21 protein-coding genes are annotated in these 20,163 nt (G+C 67.1%); 10 read left to right on the top strand and 11 right to left on the bottom strand.

Going from position 1 to position 20,163, the window contains the following annotated elements:
- Nucleotides 1–4 precede the first annotated feature (4 nt).
- Nucleotides 5–166: a hypothetical protein gene (locus AB5J62_RS04460; protein ID WP_176969029.1), complete on the bottom strand. Its 162-nt coding sequence runs from the start codon at nucleotides 164–166 to the stop codon at nucleotides 5–7.
- Nucleotides 167–352: 186 nt separating this feature from the next.
- Between AB5J62_RS04460 and AB5J62_RS04455 the strand changes: the two genes are divergently transcribed.
- Entirely contained in the window at nucleotides 353–781 is a 429-nt protein-coding gene (locus AB5J62_RS04455; RefSeq protein ID WP_370946836.1) for an NUDIX hydrolase, read from the top strand.
- A 76-nt stretch (nucleotides 782–857) separates the two neighbouring features.
- Here the strand turns inward: AB5J62_RS04455 and AB5J62_RS04450 are convergent, their stop codons facing one another.
- Nucleotides 858–1,961: a DUF2332 domain-containing protein gene (locus AB5J62_RS04450; protein WP_370946835.1), complete on the bottom strand. Its 1,104-nt coding sequence runs from the start codon at nucleotides 1,959–1,961 to the stop codon at nucleotides 858–860.
- Between the two features lie 10 nt (nucleotides 1,962–1,971).
- Nucleotides 1,972–2,475 (bottom strand): MaoC family dehydratase, encoded by a 504-nt coding sequence (locus AB5J62_RS04445; RefSeq protein WP_370946834.1) that lies wholly within the window; start codon nucleotides 2,473–2,475, stop codon nucleotides 1,972–1,974.
- A gap of 318 nt (nucleotides 2,476–2,793) precedes the next feature.
- On the opposite strand from AB5J62_RS04445, the gene corA reads away from it, so the two are divergent.
- The 3 genes from corA (at nucleotide 2,794) to AB5J62_RS04430 (ending at nucleotide 5,558) form a co-directional block, all read left to right on the top strand.
- Entirely contained in the window at nucleotides 2,794–3,885 is a 1,092-nt protein-coding gene (corA, locus tag AB5J62_RS04440) for a magnesium/cobalt transporter CorA (protein ID WP_370946833.1), read from the top strand.
- 180 nt (nucleotides 3,886–4,065) lie between these two features.
- Nucleotides 4,066–4,719 (top strand): metallophosphoesterase, encoded by a 654-nt coding sequence (locus AB5J62_RS04435; RefSeq protein ID WP_370946832.1) that lies wholly within the window; start codon nucleotides 4,066–4,068, stop codon nucleotides 4,717–4,719.
- Complete coding sequence (locus AB5J62_RS04430) at nucleotides 4,716–5,558, top strand: chromosome partitioning protein ParB (RefSeq protein WP_370946831.1); 843 nt, start codon at nucleotides 4,716–4,718, stop codon at nucleotides 5,556–5,558. The genes AB5J62_RS04435 and AB5J62_RS04430 overlap by 4 nt, the downstream gene beginning before the upstream one ends.
- 58 nt (nucleotides 5,559–5,616) lie before the next feature.
- Here AB5J62_RS04430 and AB5J62_RS04425 read toward each other — a convergent pair whose 3' ends face one another.
- Nucleotides 5,617–7,113 carry an MFS transporter gene (locus tag AB5J62_RS04425; protein ID WP_370946830.1) on the bottom strand — a complete coding sequence of 499 codons (1,497 nt, stop codon included), beginning with the start codon at nucleotides 7,111–7,113 and terminating at the stop codon, nucleotides 5,617–5,619.
- Nucleotides 7,114–7,207: 94 nt separating this feature from the next.
- Here AB5J62_RS04425 and AB5J62_RS04420 point away from each other — a divergent pair, with 94 nt between their 5' ends.
- Both AB5J62_RS04420 and AB5J62_RS04415 read left to right on the top strand, forming a co-directional pair.
- Nucleotides 7,208–7,882: a TetR/AcrR family transcriptional regulator gene (locus AB5J62_RS04420; RefSeq protein ID WP_091299444.1), complete on the top strand. Its 675-nt coding sequence runs from the start codon at nucleotides 7,208–7,210 to the stop codon at nucleotides 7,880–7,882.
- Nucleotides 7,883–8,343: 461 nt separating this feature from the next.
- A complete protein-coding gene (locus tag AB5J62_RS04415; RefSeq protein WP_370946829.1) occupies nucleotides 8,344–8,676 on the top strand; it encodes a hypothetical protein in 333 nt (110 codons plus the stop codon).
- A gap of 2 nt (nucleotides 8,677–8,678) precedes the next feature.
- On the opposite strand, the gene AB5J62_RS04410 is transcribed toward AB5J62_RS04415, so the two are convergent.
- Nucleotides 8,679–8,876, bottom strand: a complete 198-nt coding sequence (locus AB5J62_RS04410; RefSeq protein ID WP_091299451.1) for a PspC domain-containing protein — start codon at nucleotides 8,874–8,876, stop codon at nucleotides 8,679–8,681.
- Nucleotides 8,877–9,015: 139 nt separating this feature from the next.
- On the opposite strand from AB5J62_RS04410, the gene AB5J62_RS04405 reads away from it, so the two are divergent.
- Complete coding sequence (locus AB5J62_RS04405) at nucleotides 9,016–11,598, top strand: glycosyltransferase (RefSeq protein WP_370946828.1); 2,583 nt, start codon at nucleotides 9,016–9,018, stop codon at nucleotides 11,596–11,598.
- A complete protein-coding gene (locus AB5J62_RS04400; RefSeq protein ID WP_370946827.1) occupies nucleotides 11,599–13,014 on the top strand; it encodes a radical SAM protein in 1,416 nt (471 codons plus the stop codon).
- A gap of 53 nt (nucleotides 13,015–13,067) precedes the next feature.
- Here the strand turns inward: AB5J62_RS04400 and AB5J62_RS04395 are convergent, their stop codons facing one another.
- Nucleotides 13,068–14,111 carry a DnaJ domain-containing protein gene (locus AB5J62_RS04395; RefSeq protein WP_370946826.1) on the bottom strand — a complete coding sequence of 348 codons (1,044 nt, stop codon included), beginning with the start codon at nucleotides 14,109–14,111 and terminating at the stop codon, nucleotides 13,068–13,070.
- Between the two features lie 34 nt (nucleotides 14,112–14,145).
- On the opposite strand from AB5J62_RS04395, the gene AB5J62_RS04390 reads away from it, so the two are divergent.
- Entirely contained in the window at nucleotides 14,146–14,502 is a 357-nt protein-coding gene (locus AB5J62_RS04390) for an ArsR/SmtB family transcription factor (protein ID WP_370946825.1), read from the top strand.
- A complete protein-coding gene (locus AB5J62_RS04385; RefSeq protein WP_370946824.1) occupies nucleotides 14,495–15,001 on the top strand; it encodes an SRPBCC family protein in 507 nt (168 codons plus the stop codon). The genes AB5J62_RS04390 and AB5J62_RS04385 overlap by 8 nt, the downstream gene beginning before the upstream one ends.
- A 78-nt stretch (nucleotides 15,002–15,079) precedes the next feature.
- On the opposite strand, the gene AB5J62_RS04380 is transcribed toward AB5J62_RS04385, so the two are convergent.
- The 5 genes from AB5J62_RS04380 to AB5J62_RS04360 form a co-directional block, all read right to left on the bottom strand.
- Nucleotides 15,080–16,261, bottom strand: a complete 1,182-nt coding sequence (locus AB5J62_RS04380; protein ID WP_370946823.1) for an ABC transporter ATP-binding protein — start codon at nucleotides 16,259–16,261, stop codon at nucleotides 15,080–15,082.
- Between the two features lie 3 nt (nucleotides 16,262–16,264).
- Complete coding sequence (locus AB5J62_RS04375) at nucleotides 16,265–17,107, bottom strand: carbohydrate ABC transporter permease (RefSeq protein WP_370946822.1); 843 nt, start codon at nucleotides 17,105–17,107, stop codon at nucleotides 16,265–16,267.
- Nucleotides 17,107–18,057, bottom strand: coding sequence for a carbohydrate ABC transporter permease (locus AB5J62_RS04370; RefSeq protein WP_370946821.1), 951 nt, complete (start codon nucleotides 18,055–18,057; stop codon nucleotides 17,107–17,109). The genes AB5J62_RS04375 and AB5J62_RS04370 overlap by 1 nt, the downstream gene beginning before the upstream one ends.
- Nucleotides 18,054–19,376 carry an ABC transporter substrate-binding protein gene (locus AB5J62_RS04365; protein WP_370946820.1) on the bottom strand — a complete coding sequence of 441 codons (1,323 nt, stop codon included), beginning with the start codon at nucleotides 19,374–19,376 and terminating at the stop codon, nucleotides 18,054–18,056. The genes AB5J62_RS04370 and AB5J62_RS04365 overlap by 4 nt, the downstream gene beginning before the upstream one ends.
- 209 nt (nucleotides 19,377–19,585) lie before the next feature.
- Complete coding sequence (locus AB5J62_RS04360; protein WP_176969071.1) at nucleotides 19,586–20,104, bottom strand: general stress protein; 519 nt, start codon at nucleotides 20,102–20,104, stop codon at nucleotides 19,586–19,588.
- Nucleotides 20,105–20,163 lie beyond the last annotated feature (59 nt).

The following is a 20,163-nucleotide window of genomic DNA, read 5'->3' as shown; positions in this document are numbered from 1 at the left end:
CTGCCTAGCTGAAGACGCCGCTGACGAAGCTGATCACCGATTCGGCCGCACTGCGGAGGAAGCCGATGATGTTGTTGACAAGGCCTGCCGCCTGTCCAGGCTGGGCGATCACGAAGAAGAGAACCAACGCGACACCAGCGAATACCGCGAGCTTTTTCGCGTTCACAACGATCAGTCCCGTCTGTTAAGCCGACAACCCGAAAACCTAGCTGCTCACTTTGTACCGCACCGCGCTCGAACACGGGAGGAATGTCCCGCGCTTGGGTCAGCGGCTGCGTCAAAGCGTACCTCACGGCTACTCTCCGTGTACAGGACAGTACTTGTCAGTACGTCATCTGGATAAGCTCGTTCTATGACGCCTACGCCATCCGGCACCGTGCGCTGCGTCGGCGGCATCCTGCTCGACCCGGCACGCGGATTACTGCTGATCAAACGCGCGAACGAGCCGGGGCGCGGACTGTGGTCCGTGCCGGGCGGGCGCGTCGAACCCGGCGAAACGGACACGGAAGCCGTGGTCAGGGAGCTGCGCGAGGAGACCGGGCTGGACGTGATCCCCCGCACACTCGTCGGCACGGTCACGCGTGGTCCGTACGAAATCCACGACTACGCCTGCGACGTGACCGGCGGGCTGCTCCGAGCAGGTGACGACGCCAGCGACGCGCGCTGGTTCACCTTCGAAGAGCTGGCCGAGTTCGATGATCGCGGGGCGCTCGCGGACCGCTTACTGGTCACGTTGCGCGACTGGGACGCCTTGCCCGCGCCCGCCACCCGTCCCGCTTAAACCCTTCGTGTCAGGCCCATGACACGGCGTGACGAACGGGATAAAGCCCGCTTTACTCCCGGGAGTAAAGCGGGCTTTATCCCAGCCAGGTCATGCGCTGGCCGTGCGGGGCCGTCCGCGCGAGCGCACGTGCGTTCGCCTTGCCGTCCGACCACGTCGTCAGCCCCAGCACGCACAGGGCGCCCGCGCCTTCGAAGGCGAGATCGTCGCGGCCGGGCAGCAGGTACTTGAGCGCGCCTTCGTAGGCCTCTTCGCTCACCCACCACAGTGGGCGAGTGCCGGCGAGCGCCGCGAGCGCGTCGATGAACTCCTCGCGCCGATCCTGGAAATAGGTCAGCACGTGGCTGGTGACCACCACGAGCGGCGCGTCGGCCGGCAGCCGGTCGACGGCCTTGCCGAGGTCGTCGATGGCGTCGCCGGTGACGATCTCCGGCTTGTACTTGCGCTGCGCGGCCGCCGCGGAGCGCAGCAGGCGGATGCGGTCCGGCTGGTCGGCCCACACGCACGCTTCGAGCCAAGCGAGCTCTTCCTCGTCGTCGGCGTCGACCGGCGCGCGGTCCAGGCCGACCGAGGCGACCACGTTCAGCTTCTTGGGCAGCTTCGGCAGCACCGCGCCTGGCGCCGCGTCGATCGCGCAGTGCAGGCCGACCGCGGCCTTGGCCGGACCGGCGGTCAGCTGCTCGCCGCCGTCGGCCTGGTAGCGGTAGGAGAACTTGTCGAGCCCGAGCAGCAGCCCGGCGCTGCAGCCGACCTCGAGCAGCGCGATCTTGCCGCCCGCTTCCTTGGCCGCCTGCGCGACGGCCGGGTACAGCAGCGCGGCGCGGCGGACCTCGTTGGTCTGGGTGTAGCGCGACGCGATGATCTCGCGCGCCTTGTCCTCACGGCTGAGCAGGAACTCGCGGAAGAGCGGCCAGGTCTCGCTGTCGACGCCGTCGAAGCCGCCGAGCGACGGGTAATAGCGCGAGAGCGGGTGGATGGGGTCGGCCTGGATCAGCCGGTGCGCGGTGGCCATCAGCAGCGTGCCGCGCGCCTCGCCGTCACGGGCCGAGGTGAGCAGGCCGGCGATCTCGTCGTCCTCGGCCGCTTTGGTGGCGAGGTGCTCGTAAAGCGGCGAAACGACGCCGCCCGCTTCCTTCAACGCGAACGAGCGGATGGCGTCCTTGATCTGGTCGAGCCCCATTCCGGTCCCCCTACGCGTGCGGAATCGGACGGCCAGGCTGTTCGCCGCCCCTGGCATCACCATAGGACTGCTTCGGCACCATGACCTTGCGACGGAAGACACACACGATCGTGCCGTCCTGCTTGTAGCCGCGCGTCTCGACGTAGACGACGCCGCGGTCGTCCTTGGACTTCGACGGCGTCTTGTCGAGCACCTCGGTCTCGCCGTAGAGGGTGTCGCCGTGGAAGGTCGGCTTCACGTGCTTGAGCGATTCGACCTCGAGGTTCGCGATCGCCTTACCTGACACATCCGGCACGGACATGCCAAGGAGCAAGGAATAAATGTAGTTCCCGACCACGACGTTCTTGCCGAAGTCCGTGGTCTCCTCGGCGTAGTGCGCGTCCATGTGCAGCGGGTGGTGGTTCATGGTGAGCAGGCAGAAGAGGTGGTCGTCGTACTCGGTGACCGTCTTTCCGGGCCAGTGCTTGTAGACGGCGCCGACCTCGAACTCCTCGAAATATCGCCCGAACTGCACCAAAACCTCCAAGGCGGGGTAACGCCGCGAGAGCCTGCGGCGACAGCCACTTATGTTGAGGAGTACCCTCAACCATTGGTGTTCGCACGTCAACGCGACCATCACCACTTCAGGCCTTAGGAGGTGAGGAACACAGATGAGTAGTGGCGATAGTCCGCTCCCTAGTAGTCCCAGCGTTCCTGCCTCTTCGGCCGGTCTCGGGAGTTTCTGACCCGGCTCACCCGGGAACGCTGGTAGTGCCGGTCCGCCCGGCACGTCGTCTGTGCGCATGACCTGCCAGGTCGTGCGTGTTCGCGTGCGACACAGCCAGGAGATCCCATGCCTGCGATTCCTTCACTCGGCGGCCTGCGAGGCCGTGGCAACGGCCGTGCCAAAGGCACGCCCGCCGAGCGGCCCATCCCCGTCCCGTTGTCGGCGTACGTCGTCGACTGCGCGGTGTACGTGGACGGCAAGCGCCTACCAGGGCGCTGGACGCACGCCGAAGCCATCAAAGAGGTGCGCAAGCGCCGTGAGGGTTTCGTGTGGATCGGCCTGCACGAGCCGGACGCCGAGCAGATCCAGGGCGTCGCCGAGACGTTCGGGCTGCACGAACTGGCCGTCGAGGACGCGCTCGAGGCCCATCAGCGGCCGAAGCTGGAGCGCTACGACGACACGCTGTTCATGGTGCTGAAGACCGTGCGCTACGTCGAGCACGAGTCACCGACCACGGCGAACGAGATCGTCGAAACCGGTGAGCTGATGGCGTTCCTCGGCCGCGACTTCGTGATCACCGTGCGCCACGGGAACCACTCCGGGCTGGCCAGGCTGCGCCGCGAGATGGACGAGGAGCCGGAGCGCCTCGCGCTGGGCCCGGCCGCCGTGCTGCACGCGATCGCCGACCACGTGGTCGACCACTACCTCGATGTCACCGAGAGCATCGAGCAGGACATCGACGAGATGGAGACGCAGGTCTTCGCGCCGCGTTCGCAGGTCAGCGCCGAGCAGATCTACTTCATGAAGCGCGAGGTGCTCGAACTGCGCCGCGCGGTCATGCCGCTCAAGACGCCGTTGCAGCGGCTCGCCGAGGGCTACAGCAGGCTGATCCCGGACGAGGTCCGCTCGTACTTCCGTGACGTCGACGACCACCTCACCACGGTTTCGGAGCGGGTGGTCAGCTTCGACGAGCTGCTGACCACGCTGGTCGACGCGACACTGGCGAAGATCACGCTCCAGCAGAACACCGACATGCGCAAGATCACCGCGTGGGCGGCGATCATCGCGGTCCCGACGGCGCTCGCGGGCATCTACGGGATGAACTTCGATTACATGCCCGAGCTGCATTGGCAGTTCGGCTATCCGCTGGTGGTGGCCATAATTCTGGGCATCTGCCTGCTGCTCTACCGAATATTCCGAAAGAACCAGTGGCTTTAGCTGTTTCTTTCCACCCGGTCGAGTTACAGGAGTTCCGTCATGCCAAAGATTCTGCTCAACCTGAAGTTCTGGGGACTGTTCGTCGGCATCATCTGGGTCATCGTCATCACCGCGGTGATCATGAAGGACCCCGCGTTCGCACACGGCGTCAAGTAGCCGCCATGCCCTTATCCTGGGCAGATGGTCAAGGCACTGGTCGTCGCCGACGAGGTCGACGAGCGACTGTGGACGGACGCCGTCCGCGGTCTCCCGGTCGACCTCGTCATCGGCGCCGGTGACCTGCCGTTCAAGTACCTGGAGTTCCTGGCGAGCGCGCTGGACAAGCCGTGCGTGTTCGTGCCGGGCAACCATGATCCGGACCTGAGCGGCTTCACCCGCTACGGCGGACTGTCCATGAAGGACGGTTTCCCCGCCGAATGGCCTGGCCCGCAGGGCGGGATCAACGCCGACGGCCGGGTCGTGGACGTCGCGGGCCTGCGGGTCGCCGGGCTCGGCGGGTCGATCAGGTACAACGACGGGCCGAACCAGTGGACGCAGCGCCAGCAGGCGCGCCGCGCGCGGAAGCTGGTGCGGCGTGCGGAATGGCGGCGCCGCCGCGACGGCCGCGAGGTCGACATCCTGCTCACGCATTCGCCGCCGCTGCATCTCGGCGACCGTGACGATCCGCCGCATCGCGGCTTCGACTGCCTGCACCGCACGATCGCGCGATTGCGGCCGAAATGGTTGCTGCACGGGCACATCCACCCGCACGGCGAGCCCGTGCCCGACCGGGTGGCCGGGTCGACGCGGCTGCGCAACGTCGTCGGCCACCAGGTGATGGAGTTCTCGGTATGAACAGGGACACCGGTTTTCCCCGCGCGGACGCCGAAGCCGACTTCCTGCGTGCCCGGCGGCGGCAGGTGCTGTCCCGGCTGGCGAAGTGGCTGCGCGGCGAGCCCGACGACGTCAACATCATGTTGCCGTTCAAGGAAGTCGTGGACGCGCTGGGCTACGTCAGCGAGCGCCGGATCGGCACCAGGGTGATCAAACTGGACTCGATCGTCGGCAGTGTGGACCGAGGGCGTGACTTCGACCGCCGGTTCCGGCCGACCTCGGGCCGGGTGCGCGAGCGCTGGGAACGCCTCGCGCTGGCGGCGCGGCGCGGCGAGTCGATCCCGCCGATCGAGGTGTACCGGATCGGCGATCTGCACTTCATCATCGACGGCCATCACCGGGTTTCGGTCGCGCACGCGATGGGGGTGTCGGCGATCGAGGCCGACATCGTCGAGGTGCGGACCAAGCTGGATCCGAGCGGCATCCGGTACCGGGGCGACCTGATCGTCAAGGACTACCGCAGGCTGTTCCTGGAACGCGTGCCGCTGACCGGCCAGTCGCGTGCTTCGGTCGTGTTCAGCGACGCCTGGGACTACTCGCGGCTCGGCGAGCACGTCGAGGCGTGGGGGTTCCGGCTGATGCAGGACGAAGGCGTCTTCTCGGACCGCGCGACCATCGCGAAGCGTTGGTACGAAGAGGAATACGAGCCGGTCGTCGCGATGATGCGGCAGGCGGACCTGATCGGTGACCGGACCGAGGCCGAGGCGTACCTCTGGGTCGCGTGCGAGCGGTACCGCTTGATCCGCACCCATCGCTGGGACGACGAGGTGATCGAAGCGGTCCGCTCGCGCAAGCGCTAGTGCCGGGATAAAGCCCGCTTTATCCCGCGGAGTAAAGCCCGCTTTATCCCGGTCTGGACTAGACGTGGACCACGGTGGGGGCGCCTTCGAGCTTGGGCGCGCCGGGCTTGAGGAGGAGTCCCGTGAGCACCGCGCCTGCCACGAAGATCACGCCCGCCCAAGTGAAGGCGGTCGTGTAGCTGTGCACAGCGGCCTCGGCGGCCAGCTGCTGGGTGGGCGCCTTGCCCTCGATGAACGAGGTCGCGGCGTTCGCGGCCAAAGTGGACAGCAGCGCGGTGCCGATCGAGCCGCCGATCTGCTGCATGGTGTTGACCGCGGCCGACGCGACGCCGGCGTCGTGCTCGTCGACGCCAAGCACCGCGACGCTCATCGCGGGCGCCATGGCGAGACCGATGCCGACGCCCATCACCATCAGCGGCAGCAGCACGCCGCCCGCGTAGGTGCTGGTCGTGTCGATCGCGCTGAGCCAGAACAGCCCGGCGGCGGCGATCACCATGCCGGTCGGCACCAGCGGCTTCGGGCCGAAACGCGGCAGCAGGACCGTGGTCGCGGAGGTGGCCGCGATCATCAGCGTGGCGACCATCGGCAGGAACGCGACGCCGCTTTCGATCGGGCTGAACCGCAGGTTCTGCTGCACGTAGAAGGTCAGGAACAGGAAGATCGCGAACATGCCGATGGCCAGCAGGAACATGGCCAGGAACGAGCCGCCGCGGTTGCGGTCGAGCAGCACGCGCATCGGCAGCAGCGGGTGCCCGGCGCGCTGCTGGATCATGACGAACGCGGTCAGCAGCACCAGGCCCGCGGCCAGGAAACCCCAGACCGAGGCAGACGACCACGAGTCGCTCTCCGCGTTCGAGAAGCCGTAGACCAGCGCGAACAGACCGGCCGACGCGGTGATCGTGCCCGGGATGTCGAGCTTCGGCCGGTTCCCGGACGGCTGGGACTTGAGCAGCACGGCCGCGCCGGCGAAGGCGATCACCGCGAAGATGATGTTGACGAACATGCACCAGCGCCAGTCGAGGTACTCGGTGAGCACGCCGCCCAGCAGCAGCCCGAGCGCGGCACCCCCGCCGCCGATCGCGCCGAACACACCGAACGCGCGGCCGCGTTCCTTCGGGTCGGTGAAGGTGGTCGTCAGCAGCGAGAGCGCGGCGGGCGCGAGCAGCGCGCCGAAGACACCCTGGGCCGCTCGCGCGATCAGCAGCATTTCGATGCCGTTCGCGGCGCCGCCGATGGCCGAAACGATCGCGAACCCGGCCAAGCCGACCATCAGCGCGTTCTTGCGGCCGAACAGGTCCGCGACGCGGCCGCCGAGCAGCAGCAGGCTGCCGAACGCGAGCGCGTACGCGGTCACGACCCACTGGCGCGCGTCGTCGCCGAAGCCGAGGCTGTGCTGCGCCGAAGGCAGCGCGATGTTCACCACGGTGGCGTCGAGCACGACCATCAGCTGGGCGATGCCGATCACGGCCAGGATCGCCCACCGGCGGGCGTGATGTGGGTTTTCCGACGAGTTCTGGGCAGGTGGTACGGCAACAGCCGTGGCTGAATCAGGCATTGGTGTCCCTTATGTGGAGTAAGCGTCTCCCCTTATATCGATCAACGTACACGCTAAGCGGAGGAGTCGCCTCTACTTTGCTAGACTGAGAGGCATGACACGGGACACAGCTCCCGTCGCACGGACGCGGCCGCTGCGGCGAGACGCCGAGCTCAACCGCCGCCGGATCATCACTTCGGCCCGCGTGGTCTTCGGCCAGCGCGGCCTCGACGCCACCCTCGACGACATCGCGCACCACGCCGGACTCGGCGTCGGCACCGTCTACCGGCGCTTCCCGAGCAAGGAGCACCTGGTCGAGGCCATGTTCGCCGAGCGGCTCGAAGAGGTCCGCCTGGTCGCCGAGGAGGCGCTGCTCAACCCGGACCCGTGGGACGGCTTCGCGAACTTCGTCTGGACGATCGTCGGGCTGCAGGCCGAGGACCGGGGCCTGCGCGAGGTGATGCTGTCCAACGCCTTCGGCCACGCGCAGGTCGCGGAGGCCAAGGAGCGGATGATCCCGGTCTGCACCGAACTCGTCGAGCGCGCGAAGGCCAGCGGCAAGCTGCGCGCGGACTTCGCGCCGACGGACCTGCCGCTGATCACGCTGATGATCGGCTCGGTCGCGGAGTACACCCAGCTCGCCGAGCCCGGGTTGTGGAAGCGCAGCCTCGGGCTGCTGCTCGACGGCCTGCGCGGCGCGCCCGGCGCGCCTTCGGAACTCGCGCACGAGCCGCTCGACACCGAAGCGCTCGACAACGCGATGTGCTCGTGGCGCAAGCGCGGGTCGTGAGCCTTTCGGCCGACGGCGAGAACCCACTGCCGGACAGTTGGGGACCGGCCTCCTGGGGCAAGCCGTGCTTCTGCGGGTGTCGATCCGCACGAACGCCACTTTCGTTACGCTGAGCGACACGAACGCCACTTTCGCAACGTTCAACCGCGCGGCAGAACCAGGCAAAAGGGACAAAGTGGTACGTAAGGGTGTGGCTCGCGTCCTTTGTAGACCTTGAAGCAAGGCCTGTCGCCCACATCCGAGCAGGATGATCTTCGGATCGCGTCGCTTGACACCGCGACCCTGGCCTTGGCTGCCCGGCATTGGGTTAGAACCGGCCGCAACACTCAGGATCCCGGGTGAGGTGGGTACCTCAAGGGTCGGCACGCGTACCTGAAGGGTCGGCTCACGAGCCTTTCGGCCGACCAGAACCGGTCATTCAGCTGAGGTGACGCGGTTCGCGGCCGCGCACGCTGGAAGGTATGCGAAAAGGACTAGTGGCGTTCGCGGCCGTCGTGCTGGCGTTGACGACGGCTTGTGGTGGGAGGACCTGGCAGGTCCGCATGGAGATCGACGGCCCGGCGCCCGCGAAGGTCGCGTCGAGCTTCGCGGGCGAGTCGAAGCAGCCGGAGCTCGCCGAGCGGCCACTCCCCTGGCACGTCGAGAACTCCGTCGGCACCGGCTTCAGCAACATCGGCGTCCGTGGTGGCGCGCCCGGCACCGTCTGCCGCGTCTTCGTCGACGGCAAGCTCGTGTCCGAGCAAGCCGTCGACGCGAGCGGGGCGGCCGATTGCGCCGCGGGCACTCAGGAATGAGGTCAGTCCGACTCGGGGATCGCCACCCAGAGGACCAGGTACAGGATGAACTGCGGCCCGGGGAGCAGGCAGGACAGCAGCGCGAGCAGGCGGACCGTGCCCGGCTTCATGCCGAAACGGCGGGCGATCCCCGCGCAGACGCCGCCGAACACGCGGCCGTGGCGAGGTCGGGTGAGCCTGGTGGTGGTCGTCGTGGTCATTTCGAACTCCTTGTCGGTTGGTAACACCGACTTTGCCCGTTCGGCACCCCCGCCGGCATCAGGCTCCACACCGATCTTTTCCCCTAGGGGGTCGCGCCTGTGCTGCGCGGCGGCGGTTTTCTGCGTACCGTCGTAATCGATGTCCACCTTGTGGGGAATCTCTTTCGACGCCGCCGGAATCTCCGGCCTGGTCGTCGAGTTCGTCAAGACCGCGCGCCTGTTCCGGGATCGGGGCGCCCGCGTGTGCCTTGACCTCGGCTACGACATAAAAGCGGACAAGAACGCGTTCTTCCGGCCGTACACGGACGAACACGACCACCTGCCGGACTGGGTGCGGCTCGAGCGCGTCGACGGCGTCGAGGACTTGCCCGGGTACACCGCCGACTTCGTCACCGAGATACTTCAAGGCGTGGTTCAAGGCGGGAACAAGCTGCCACCGCAGGCAGAACAGCTCGCCGACCAGCTCAAAGACCTGCTGCTGGCGACCTGGTCCAGAGTGGACGTGACGTCCGTGATCGTCGAAAACGGGACGCTGCCCGAGAACGTCATCTACACGAAAGCGCTGTACTCGGCCATCGAAGAGTACGGCCGACTTAACAAACTCGGGCCGTTCGTGTTGTGGCGTGACCACGACCTGATGTGGCAGAGCGAACCGGGCATCGGAAAATACGGAGAGTTTCCTTATCCCGGAACCATTCGGCCCCGGGAATCATCGTTCATCCACTATGTGGTCCAACATCAGGACGCTTTGGACCACATGCTGGAATGGGTACCCGGATTGCCCAATATTTCCGTGCTGCCCAACACGTTCAGTCACCTTCCGCTGCCGCGGAACCCGCGTTTCCGCCGCGCGCACGGCATTCCCGAGCACGCGCCGCTCATCGCCCGCTGCACGCGGATCATCCCGCAGAAGCGGATCGACCGCGATCTGCACCTGCTCGCCGCGCTGACCGGCCGCGTCGACGCGTACCTCTTCATCGCGGGCGACGTCGGCGAAGCACCCGCCGAGTACGCGAAACTGACGCGACTGGCCGAAGATCTCGGTGTGCGCGAGCGGGTCGTCTTCGGCGGCAAGCTCGCGCCCCGCGAGACCGTCTCGTCGAACGGCTACTCCGTACGGGACCTGCTCGCGCACGCGGACATCGTCTCGTTCCTGACCTCCTACGACTACGAGAGCTACGGCAACCCGATCGGCGAGGCCATCGCGTCGGGTGTGCCGTACCTGACTTCGCGGTACGAGTTGTACGACACGGTGTACGGCTCACATGGCTTCCGCGCGCCCGTACTCGACATCACCTCCCACGACCTGCCCACCGAGGCCTTCGTGGCCGAGGTGGCTGACCTGTTGCTGGACGAAAGGAAGCGTGGCCAGATGGCGGAGTTCAACCACCGGCTCGGCGAGCGGCACTTCGGCCGCGACCGCGCGGAGGAGACGCTGGCCGCGCTGCTGCCGGCCCCGATGGGCGAGCGGACCAGGATGAGCGTGGTCATCCCGGTGTTCAACGAGGCGGCGAACCTGCCGTCGGCGCTGGCGTCGCTCTACGACCAGCGCGACGTCGACGGCATGCCGCTCGACCGTGCGCTCTACGAGATCGTGCTGGTGGACAACAACTCCACCGACGACACCGCCGAGGTGGTGCGCGAGTTCACCGCCACGCACCCTGACCTGGCCGTCCACCTCATCCCCGAGCCGGAGCAGGGCCCGGCGTGCGCGCGCAAGACCGGGATGGACTTCGCGGCGAGGCGCAGCCGTGGGCGCGAGGACGGCACCCGGTTCTATCTCGTCGGCGCCGACGCCGACTGCCGCGTCGCGCCCGACTGGCTCGGCGAGCTGTTCGCGACCATGGAGTCGAGCAAGGCCGCGATCGGCGTCTGCGACTACTTCTACGCGGCGGAGCACTTCACGCACCGGCCGCGGCTGTGGACGGAGATCCAGAAGACGTTGCGCTGCCGTCAGGTCACCTTCTCGCTGTTCGGCGGGTTCCCCGACGGCAAGGGGTTCGCTGTCGACCGTGACGTCTACGAGCAGGTCGGCGGGATCGAGATCTTCTATCAGCTCTCCGGCGGCCGGTTCGTCAACCACCTCTCCGACGACTGGGACTTCGGGATCAAGGTGCGCGCGTCCGGCGAGGACATCGTGTACGCGCCGAAGTCGCGCGTGGAGATCAACCCGAGGCGGGTCAACCACGCGATCGAGGAGGTGATCACCGGGCGCGCCTACGGCTCGGACGGGGTGATCGTCATGCGCGACATCCGGGTGGCGGACCCGGTCGTCGATCTGGAAGGCGACCTCACCGAGGCGGAAGCCTTGCAGGCGTGGGAATTCTCGATCAAGGACTTCACGCCGAAGAACGTGATCCTGCCGGTCCTGCTCACGCCGTCACTGCTCGACGACGCGTCGGTCATCGAGTTCTTCGGCCCGTCGCTGGCGAAACGGCTCGGCCTGCGGATCGCGGAGATCACCGAGGAGATGCGGATCGTCGACTTCACGCCGATCCACGCGTACAAGACGCCGTCGTTCCGCCTGTACTTCGAGTTCGCCGACGAGATCTTCGCGCGGCTACGCGCGACCGTCGGCGAGGACATCGGCCACCCACCTCCACTGCCGCCCTGCCTGGCCGAGATTCCGGCGGAGCGGTTCGCCGAGTTCGTCCATTACTACTGCGAGGACCGGGAATCCGGCGAAGCGCACAACTACTTCGGGAACGGCGGGGTGTTCTGAATGGAAGCGCTTACTTCGTTACGCGAGACGGATCCCGGCCATCCGGTGCCCGAGGTGCTGTCGGCGCTGACCGCGCCGGTCAACCGGCATCTGCTCGACTACGTGACCGAAGACCCGTTCGGCGCGCACGTCTTCCCCGGCAACGAGACCTACTCGCCCGAGGACTTCCTGGACGACCTCGGCAAGCAGCTCGCCGACACCGCGCCGATCCATCTGTGGTCGTACATCCCGACCTGCGCGTATCGCTGCCGCTTCTGCCAGTACCCGGTCGTGCTGGTGAAAGGCGCGCTCGCGGACGACAAAGCGACGCAATGGGTCGACTGGAACATCCGGGAAGCGGAGCTGTGGCTCAAGCGGGTCCCGAACCTGCGTGACGCGCCGGTCGGCGAGTTCAACGTCTTCGGCGGCACACCGTCGCTGCTGCCCGCCGACGCGATCAAGCGGTTGCTGGACTTCTACCGCGAGAACTTCGGGTTCACCGAGGACACCACGATCCGGTTCGAGGGCGACCCGAGCACGTTCACCCCCGAGAAGCTCGAACTCCTGCGCTCGCTGGGCTGCACGAAGCTGTCGAGCGGGGTGCAGTCGTTCGACGACGAGGTGCTGCGGCAGTGCGGACGCGAGCACAGCTCCCGGATGTGCGTCGACTTCCTGCGCAACGCGAAGGCGTTCGGCTTCGACTGGTACAGCATCGACCTGATGTACGGCCTGCTCGACCAGACCGTCGACAGCGTCCGCCGCGACCTCGACATCGTGCTGGAGCACGAACCGCCCGCGGTGGTGTGCACGAAGCTGCATCTGAAGTCCTACACCGACACGCGGACCGGTGTGGCGGGCGTGCAGCCGGCGGCGTGGCAGTTGCCGGACTATCGCGACAAGCTCGTCGAGCAGGGTCATCGGTGGCCGCCGCTCGGGGAGCAGTACCAAATGCGCGCGCTGCTCACGGATGGCTTGCAGGCGGCCGGATATCGCGAGTACCCGACGATGTACTTCGCGCGCGGCGCCGAGCCGGAGAAATGGAAGGCCATCATGGTCGACCAGGACAAGCAGGAGGCGGAGGTCGCGATCGGGCTCGGCGGCAGTTCGAGCTGCCGTGCGTCGGAGGCGATCACCGATGTGCACTGGCAGCGGTACTCACAGGCGGTCGACGAAGGCCGGATCCCGCTCGGCTCGGCGACGCGGTTCTCGCCTGAGGCTCAGGAGTCCCGCGCGATCAAGATGGCGCTGACGACGCTCGCGCCGGTCCGGGATTCGCTGCACCGGGCGCGGTTCGGGCGCTCGCTGTTCGAGGAGCCCTGGCTTTCGCGCTTCCGGTCGCTGGCCGAGCGCGGGCTGCTGGTGCTCGAAGACGACCAGATCTCGTTGACGCCCAACGGAAAGACGCTCGTCGAGGCGATCATCAACACGGAGCTCTGAAGGGGTCGTGAGTGTTTTCGCCGGTTAGAACCGGCCGTACCACTCACGAGTCCTCAGCGCGAAACGACCTGGCCGAGCACAGCGCGGAAGACCTCGGGGTCGACGGCGGCGGGTCGCTCGGCCAGCCAGTCGCCGACCTCGATGACGAACTGCTCAGGCGTCATCAGCAGGTCGGCGTCGGCCGTCACGACGCCCGACCGATTCGGGTAGATGAGCAGTGCGCCGACGACCTCGACCTCGGGGAGCAGGCGTTTGTACTCGGCGATCGCCTCCGGCAGCGACGTCGAGCCGCCACGGAAGCGGTTCCCGTTGCGGTACAAGGACTCTTCGTCCATCTCGTAGTGCCCAGGCGGCCATGACTTCGACTGGACGAGCACCAGCCGCCTGCCGACGAGGACGGCGTGGTCGATGTCGGCGAACACCGAGCCGGGCAGTGCGAGGCTGTGGAAGATCCGCACCTCGGGCAGCTGGGTGAAGTACCGGCGCAGCAGCTCGGCCGTGCGGCGCTCGCCGATCTGGTCGGCGTCGGCGCCGACCTTGCCGAACTCCGTCGTGTGGCCGAACTCGGCGGAGATGACGCGCTCGGCGCGGACGTCGGCGACGTAGCCGCGGGCCAGCCACGCGGCGCTGCCCGCGACCACGACGACCAGCAGGACCCAGACGCCCCAGGCCATCGGCACGAACAGCAGCAGCACACCCGCCACCACGATCAGCCACGGCGCGTGCCCGTGGCCTTCGCGCTGGGCGCGCCGTGACGCGGGCCTGGCGACCAGGTCCCACCACGGGATGACGTCGGGGTCCAGCACCACCGGGGGTGGTTCGAAGCCGGGGTCGGCGCCGAACTCACGCCGCCGCGTGCGGACCGGTGAGCGCGGGCGGGGCGGGGTGATGACGTCGCCGGGCGCGCGGTCGTAGGCGGCGCGTCTGGCCGGGTCCGACAACGTTCCGTAAGCCTCTTGGAGCAGCCGGAAGGTACCGGCGGTGCCCCCGGCGTCGGGGTGCATCGACTTGGCCAGCGCCCGGTACGCGGACTTGATTTCCGCTGGTGAGGCCGTTTTCGCCAGCCCGAGCAGCTCGTAGTAGTCGAACCCCTGCACGGCGTGAGCCTACGCGGCGTTGACATGTGACCTTTTGGTCACCTATTCTCGGAGCGTGTCCGACGGTGCCGATGAGAACGACCTGGTGTTCAAGGCTCTCGCCGACCCCACCCGTCGCCACCTGCTTGACCAGCTCTTCGAGCGCGACGGCCGCACGCTCACCGAGCTGGAGTCAGAACTGGAGATGACCCGCTTCGGCGTCATGAAGCACCTGCGCCTGCTGGAGGAGGCGGGCCTGGTGACCACGCGCAAGGAAGGCCGGGAGAAACGGCACTTCCTGAACCCGGTGCCGATCCGGCTGATCCACGACCGGTGGATCGACAAGTACACGGAGCACCACGTCTCGGTGCTCGCCGACCTCAAACGAGAATTGGAAGCCGATCATGACTGAAGCCGCCACCGAGACCCGGACCCAGCAGGTCTACCGGATCTACATCAAGGCCACCCCGCAGGCGGTCTGGGACGCGATCACCAAGCCGGAGTTCACGGCCAAGTACGGCTACACCGGGCTGGTCGACTACGACCTCAAGCCGGGCGGCAAGTTCGTCACGCGCTCCACGCAGGAGTGGCTCGACATGGGCATGCCCGAGGTGATCGTCGACGGCGAGGTCGTCGAGTCCGACCCGCCCCGCAAGCTCGTGCAGACCTGGCGGCTGGTCATGTCGCCCGAGATCGCGGCGGAGGGCTTCACCAAGCTGACGTACGAGATCTTCGAGACCAAGGCCGCGGGCACCCGGCTCACGGTCACGCACGACGTCACCAACGCGCCGGCGACATCCCGCATGATCGCGGGCACCGACGAGGACGAGACCAACGCGGGCGGCGGCTGGGCGTGGATCCTGGCCGACCTCAAGTCGCTGCTGGAGACCGGCTCGGCCATCGCGGGCTGACCAGGGGGGCTCGTAAAAGCCCGAAAGCCACTTTCGGCAGATCGCATCTGACGAAAGTGGCTTTCGGGCTAAAACGACTTAGTCGGAGTAGGTCAGGTTCTTGCCGGAGGAGGGGTCGAAGAGCTTGACCTTGTCGGCGTCGAACCAGATGTCGACGGGTTCGCCTTCGCGGGCCGCCGAGGCGGCCGAGAGGCGGGCCACGATCGCCGACTCACCGCCGGGCACGTCGTCGGATCCGCTGTCGGCGGCCAGCTCGGCCAGTTCCGACGAGGTCGCGGATTCGCCTTCGACGGTGAAGTGCGCGTACTTCTCCGAGCCCATCGACTCGAGCACGTCGACGGTCGCGGTGAACGTCGCACCACCCTGGCGCTGGGCATCGTCGAGCAACGAAGCGTCCTCGAAGTGCTCAGGCCGCACGCCGACGATGACCTCGCGCGGTGCGTCGGCGGCCTCGGCCAGCCGTCGCACCCGGTCGGTCAGCGCCACCGTGCCGAAGGCACTGCGCAGCGAGCCTTCCTCCAAGGTCGCCGGTACGAAGTTCATCGACGGCGAGCCGATGAACCCGGCGACGAACAGGTTGGCCGGGTTGTCGTAGAGGAACTGCGGCGACCCGATCTGCTGCACGTAACCGGCTCGCAGCACCACGACCCGGTCGCCGAGGGTCATGGCCTCGGTCTGGTCGTGCGTGACGTAGAGCGTGGTGGTGCCCAGCTGCTTCTGGATCTTCGACACCGACGTCCGCATCTGCCCGCGCAGCTTGGCGTCCAGATTGGACAGCGGCTCGTCCATCAGGAACGCCTTGGGGTTACGGACGATCGCCCGGCCCATCGCCACCCGCTGCCGCTGCCCGCCGGACAGGTTCGCGGGCTTGCGGTCCAGGTGCCCGGTCAGGTCCAGGATCCGCGCCGCCTCCTCGACCTTCGCGCGGACCGTGCTGTCGGCGACCTTGGCCAGCCGCAACGGGAACGCCATGTTCTCCCGCACGCTCAGGTGCGGGTACAGCGCGTAGGACTGGAACACCATCGCGATGTCACGGTCCTTCGGCGCCCGCTCGTTGACGCGCTGCCCGTCGATGCGCAGCTCGCCGGAGGAGATGTCTTCCAGCCCTGCCACCATGTTCAGCGTGGTCGACTTCCCGCAGCCGGACGGGCCGACCAGGATGATGAACTCGCCGTCGGCGATGGTGATGTCCACTTCGGACACCGCGAGCGCGCCGTCGGGGTACTTCTTGGACACCTTGTCCAGGACGATTTCAGCCATGTCTTACCCCTTCACCGCACCGGACGTCAGCCCCGCGACGATGCGGCGCTGGAAGAACAACACGAAAATGATGATCGGGACGGTGATCACCACGGCGGCCGCGGAGATGGTCCCGGTCGGGTCTTCGAACTGCGAGGACCCGGTGAAGAACGACAACGCCGCGGGCACCGTGCGCGACGCCTCGGTGGACGTCAGCGAAATGGCGAACAGGAAGTCGTTCCAGCAGAAGATGAACACCAGGATCGCCGTGGTGAACACGCCCGGCGCGGCCAGCGGCGCGATCACCTTGCGGAACGCCTGCGCCGGCGTCGCGCCGTCCATCTTCGCCGCTTTCTCCAGCTCCCAAGGGATTTCGCGGAAGAACGCGGACAACGTGTAGATCGACAACGGCAGCGCGAACGTGATGTACGGCAGGATCAGGCCCGGCCAGGTGTCGAACAACCCGAGCTCACGCTCGATGTTGAACAACGGCGTGACCAGCGAGACCTGCGGGAACATCGCGATCAGCAGCGACAATCCGACCAGCAGCTGCTTGCCGGGGAAGTCGAGCCTGGCGATCGCGTACGCCGCCATCGTGCCGAGCACCACCGCGATCACCGTCGCGATGATCGCGATGCCGATCGAGTTCACCAACGCTCTGATGAACTCGGTGGTCTGGAAGATGTCGGCGTAGTTCTGCAGCGACCATTCCCGCGGGATGAAATTCCCGTCGGCGATCGTCGCCTTGGTCTTGAACGACAGCGAGACCACCCAGAGCACCGGCACCAGCGCGAACACCAGCACCAGGATGTCGACCAGGCCCCACTTCAGTTTGCGGTTCGTCGTGACCGCTCCACCCATCACCATCAGCGCTTCCCCCCTGTGTCGGATCCGGGTGCGGCGGTGCCGAACACCTTGATGAAGATGAACGCGATGATCGCCACCGTGATGAAGATCAGCACGGCCATGGTGGACCCGATGCCGAGGTTCAAGCCCTTGACCAGGTTGTTGTAGGTCTGCATCGACACCGACGACGTGTCCTGCGCGCCGTTGGTGAGCACGAAGATGTTGTCGAAGATGCGGAACGCGTCGAGCGTGCGGAACAGCAGCGCGACCAGGATCGCCGGCTTCATGACCGGCAGCATCACCTTGGTGAACCGCTGCCACGCGGTCGCGCCGTCCATCGCCGCGGCCTTGAGCAGGTCGTCCGGCACGAGCGCGAGCCCGGCCATCAGCAGCAGCGCCATGAACGGCGTGGTCTTCCAGACCTCGGCGGCCACGATGGCCGCCAGCGACGCCCATTTGTCGGTCAGCACCGCGGTGTCCGAGAAATTGCTGACGATGTTCGCGAGGTAACCGGTCTTCGGCGTCCACGCGTAGAACCACGAGAACGCCGCGACGACCGTGACGATGCCGTACGGGATGAGCGCGACCGTCCTGATCAGACCCCGCGCGACGAGGGTGCGGTGCATGATCAGCGCGAGCGCCATGCCCAGCACGAACTCGATGATCACCGAGACGACGGTCAGTCCCATCGTCGTGCCGAAAGCCGTCCACCAGTAGCTGTTGGACAGCACCGCGCCGTAGTTGTCGAAGCCGATGAATTCCTGCTGCGCCGGGAAACGCAGGTCGTAACGCTGCAAAGACAGCCAGACCGAATAGATGATCGGATAGCCCGTCACCGCGACCATCACGATGAACGCGGGCGCGCACAGCCAGAGGCCGAGCTTGCGCTCCGCCTTCTTTCCTTCGCTGAGCGCGGGTTTCGCCTTCTTGCGGCCCGCCTTGGCGGGAGCCTCCTTGACCGCGTGGCTCACGGGATCACCCCTTTCGAGTTCAACGCGTCGGCGAGCTGGTCACGCAGTTTGTCCGCGGTGGCCTGCGGGTCGATGTCCGACGGCGGCGACAGGATCTTCGACATCAGCGTGGACGCGTTCTGGTACGCCGGGGTCAGCGGCCGGACGGCGGCCGACTTCAGCGCTTCCAGGATCGTCATCCGCATCGGGTATTCCGTGTCCATGCTCGGGTTGTCGGCGCTCGCGGGCTTGCTCGCGTCGAGCGGCTTGGTGTCGGTGTAGACCGACTCGATGGTCGGCGGGACACCGGACTTGAGCGCGGAGAACTTCTGGTTGTCGGCGTTGCGCAGGCACAGTGCCGCCTCGAACGCCTGCGGCTTGTGCCGCGAGTACGTGCTGACCCCGAGGTTGGCGCCACCGATGGTCGTCTTGGCAGGCTTGCCCGCCTCGGCGGCCGGATAGGTCGTCCACTTGAAGTGCGGCAGGTCCGCCTTCTTGTCCTTCGCGTACGCCGCGTAGACGAACGGCCAGTTCAGTTCGAACCCGGCCTGGCCACGCTGGAAGGCCTGGCGGACGTCGTCCTCTTTCGAGTTGGTCAGCGACTTGTCGGTGACGCCCGAGGTGGTGATCTTCTTGAGCAGGGTCAGCGCCTTGATCGCGCCGTCGTCCATCACCACGGACTTGCCGTCGTCGGACAGGATGTGCCCGCCGAACGACTCGACGAGGGTGTTGTAGAAGACGACCAGGCCTTCGTACTGCGCGCCGGTGAAGACGACGTTGCCCGGCTTGCCCTGCGCGTTGAGCGCCTGGGCCTGCGAGATCATCTCGTCCCACGTCTTCGGCGGCGTCGGGCTGAGCCGGTCGTCGTACCAGAGCAGCTGGACGTTGGTGTTCTTGGTGGCGGCGTAGAGCTTGCCGTTCCACGTGGCCGTTTCCTGCGGCCCCGGCAGCACGCCCTTGGAGGCCTCTTCCTTGTTCGCCCCGGTCCACTCCTCGACCCAGCCGGCTTCGGCGAACTCGGCGACCCAGGTGACGTCGAGGTAGAGGAGGTCGAGCGAGGTGTCGCCGGCGGCGAGCCTGCGGACCATCTGCTCGCGCTGGCCGTCCGAGCCGCGCGGGAGCTTGTTGTAGACGATCTCGTAGCGGCCGCCCGCCGCCTTGTTGCAGTTGTCCACAACGGACTGCAGGTTGTCCTCTGGCGCGTGATACAGGTTGATCTTCAGCCCACTGTCCGAGCCACAAGCGGTGAGCAGGCCCGCCGCGACGAGCCCGGCGCAGGCCAGCGCCGCGACCCTGCCCGGCGAGCGCCCCCGTTGCTTGCCCGCGATCGCTTTCCCCATCAGGCCTCCTAGCGGCGCGCACGACGAGGCCCGGAGTACTCCGGCAGGCAAGGACAGCACCCGCGCCAGCACCCCGACGTGCTAGTGCTCGGGCGGAACGGTGGAGGCCGTCCCGCCCGACTGGTGTGAGCAACCTATTCCGGCCGATCACACCCCGCAAGCGTCATCCGCACCGATTCAGAAACCCGGCGACCTCCGGGTAGATCAACTCACCCGGTCGAGGGACTGGGCCGCATGGCGAGTTTTGCCAGCAAATCGCGGCCCTGTTCGGCCGTTCGCGGCTGGCAGAGCACGTCGTAGCGGCCCGCGACCAGCTGGCTCGCCGAGGAGAAATCGCGGCGGCCTTTGGACATGCTGTACCCGATTGCCGCAAAGACGACACCGGACAGCACACCGAAGACGAGCCCGGTCAGCATCGGCTGCCAGGCGAAACCCTGGTTGTTGAACATGCCGAGCAGCAGTCCGACGACGAGGCCGAACCAGGCGCCGGACACCGCGCCGGTGCCGAGCACGCGACCCCAGGAGAGCCTGCCGATGACGCGTTCGACCAGCATCAGGTCGACGCCGACGATGGTGACGTCCTCGACGGAGAACTCGCTCTCGGCGAGGTAGTCGACGGCGCGCTGCGCCTCGCCGTAGGTCCCGTACGACCCGATCGGCCAGCCGGTCGGCGGGGTCGGAAGCCGAGGCTGCCCCGCGGGCTGCTTGCCACCAAAGGGACTGCTCAAGCTGACCACCTACGCACTCGTGAGGACTGTGCGTCCCATCCTCTCAAGTCCGGCGCGAG

Source organism: Amycolatopsis sp. cg5 (assembly GCF_041346955.1).
Taxonomy (GTDB): Bacteria; Actinomycetota; Actinomycetes; order Mycobacteriales; family Pseudonocardiaceae; genus Amycolatopsis.
This window is presented reverse-complemented; position numbering and strand designations above follow the sequence as displayed.

What these genes read in the sequence shown, in the direction of transcription:
- AB5J62_RS04455 (WP_370946836.1), top strand. Translation starts at nt 353, where the DNA reads ATGACGCCTACGCCATCCGGCACCGTGCGCTGCGTCGGCGGCATCCTG.
- AB5J62_RS04450 (WP_370946835.1), bottom strand. Translation starts at nt 1,961, where the DNA reads ATGGGGCTCGACCAGATCAAGGACGCCATCCGCTCGTTCGCGTTGAAG.
- corA (WP_370946833.1), top strand. Translation starts at nt 2,794, where the DNA reads ATGCCTGCGATTCCTTCACTCGGCGGCCTGCGAGGCCGTGGCAACGGC.
- AB5J62_RS04435 (WP_370946832.1), top strand. Translation starts at nt 4,066, where the DNA reads ATGGTCAAGGCACTGGTCGTCGCCGACGAGGTCGACGAGCGACTGTGG.
- AB5J62_RS04430 (WP_370946831.1), top strand. Translation starts at nt 4,716, where the DNA reads ATGAACAGGGACACCGGTTTTCCCCGCGCGGACGCCGAAGCCGACTTC.
- AB5J62_RS04425 (WP_370946830.1), bottom strand. Translation starts at nt 7,113, where the DNA reads ATGCCTGATTCAGCCACGGCTGTTGCCGTACCACCTGCCCAGAACTCG.
- AB5J62_RS04420 (WP_091299444.1), top strand. Translation starts at nt 7,208, where the DNA reads ATGACACGGGACACAGCTCCCGTCGCACGGACGCGGCCGCTGCGGCGA.
- AB5J62_RS04415 (WP_370946829.1), top strand. Translation starts at nt 8,344, where the DNA reads ATGCGAAAAGGACTAGTGGCGTTCGCGGCCGTCGTGCTGGCGTTGACG.
- AB5J62_RS04410 (WP_091299451.1), bottom strand. Translation starts at nt 8,876, where the DNA reads ATGACCACGACGACCACCACCAGGCTCACCCGACCTCGCCACGGCCGC.
- AB5J62_RS04405 (WP_370946828.1), top strand. Translation starts at nt 9,016, where the DNA reads ATGTCCACCTTGTGGGGAATCTCTTTCGACGCCGCCGGAATCTCCGGC.
- AB5J62_RS04400 (WP_370946827.1), top strand. Translation starts at nt 11,599, where the DNA reads ATGGAAGCGCTTACTTCGTTACGCGAGACGGATCCCGGCCATCCGGTG.
- AB5J62_RS04385 (WP_370946824.1), top strand. Translation starts at nt 14,495, where the DNA reads ATGACTGAAGCCGCCACCGAGACCCGGACCCAGCAGGTCTACCGGATC.
- AB5J62_RS04380 (WP_370946823.1), bottom strand. Translation starts at nt 16,261, where the DNA reads ATGGCTGAAATCGTCCTGGACAAGGTGTCCAAGAAGTACCCCGACGGC.
- AB5J62_RS04375 (WP_370946822.1), bottom strand. Translation starts at nt 17,107, where the DNA reads ATGGTGATGGGTGGAGCGGTCACGACGAACCGCAAACTGAAGTGGGGC.
- AB5J62_RS04365 (WP_370946820.1), bottom strand. Translation starts at nt 19,376, where the DNA reads ATGGGGAAAGCGATCGCGGGCAAGCAACGGGGGCGCTCGCCGGGCAGG.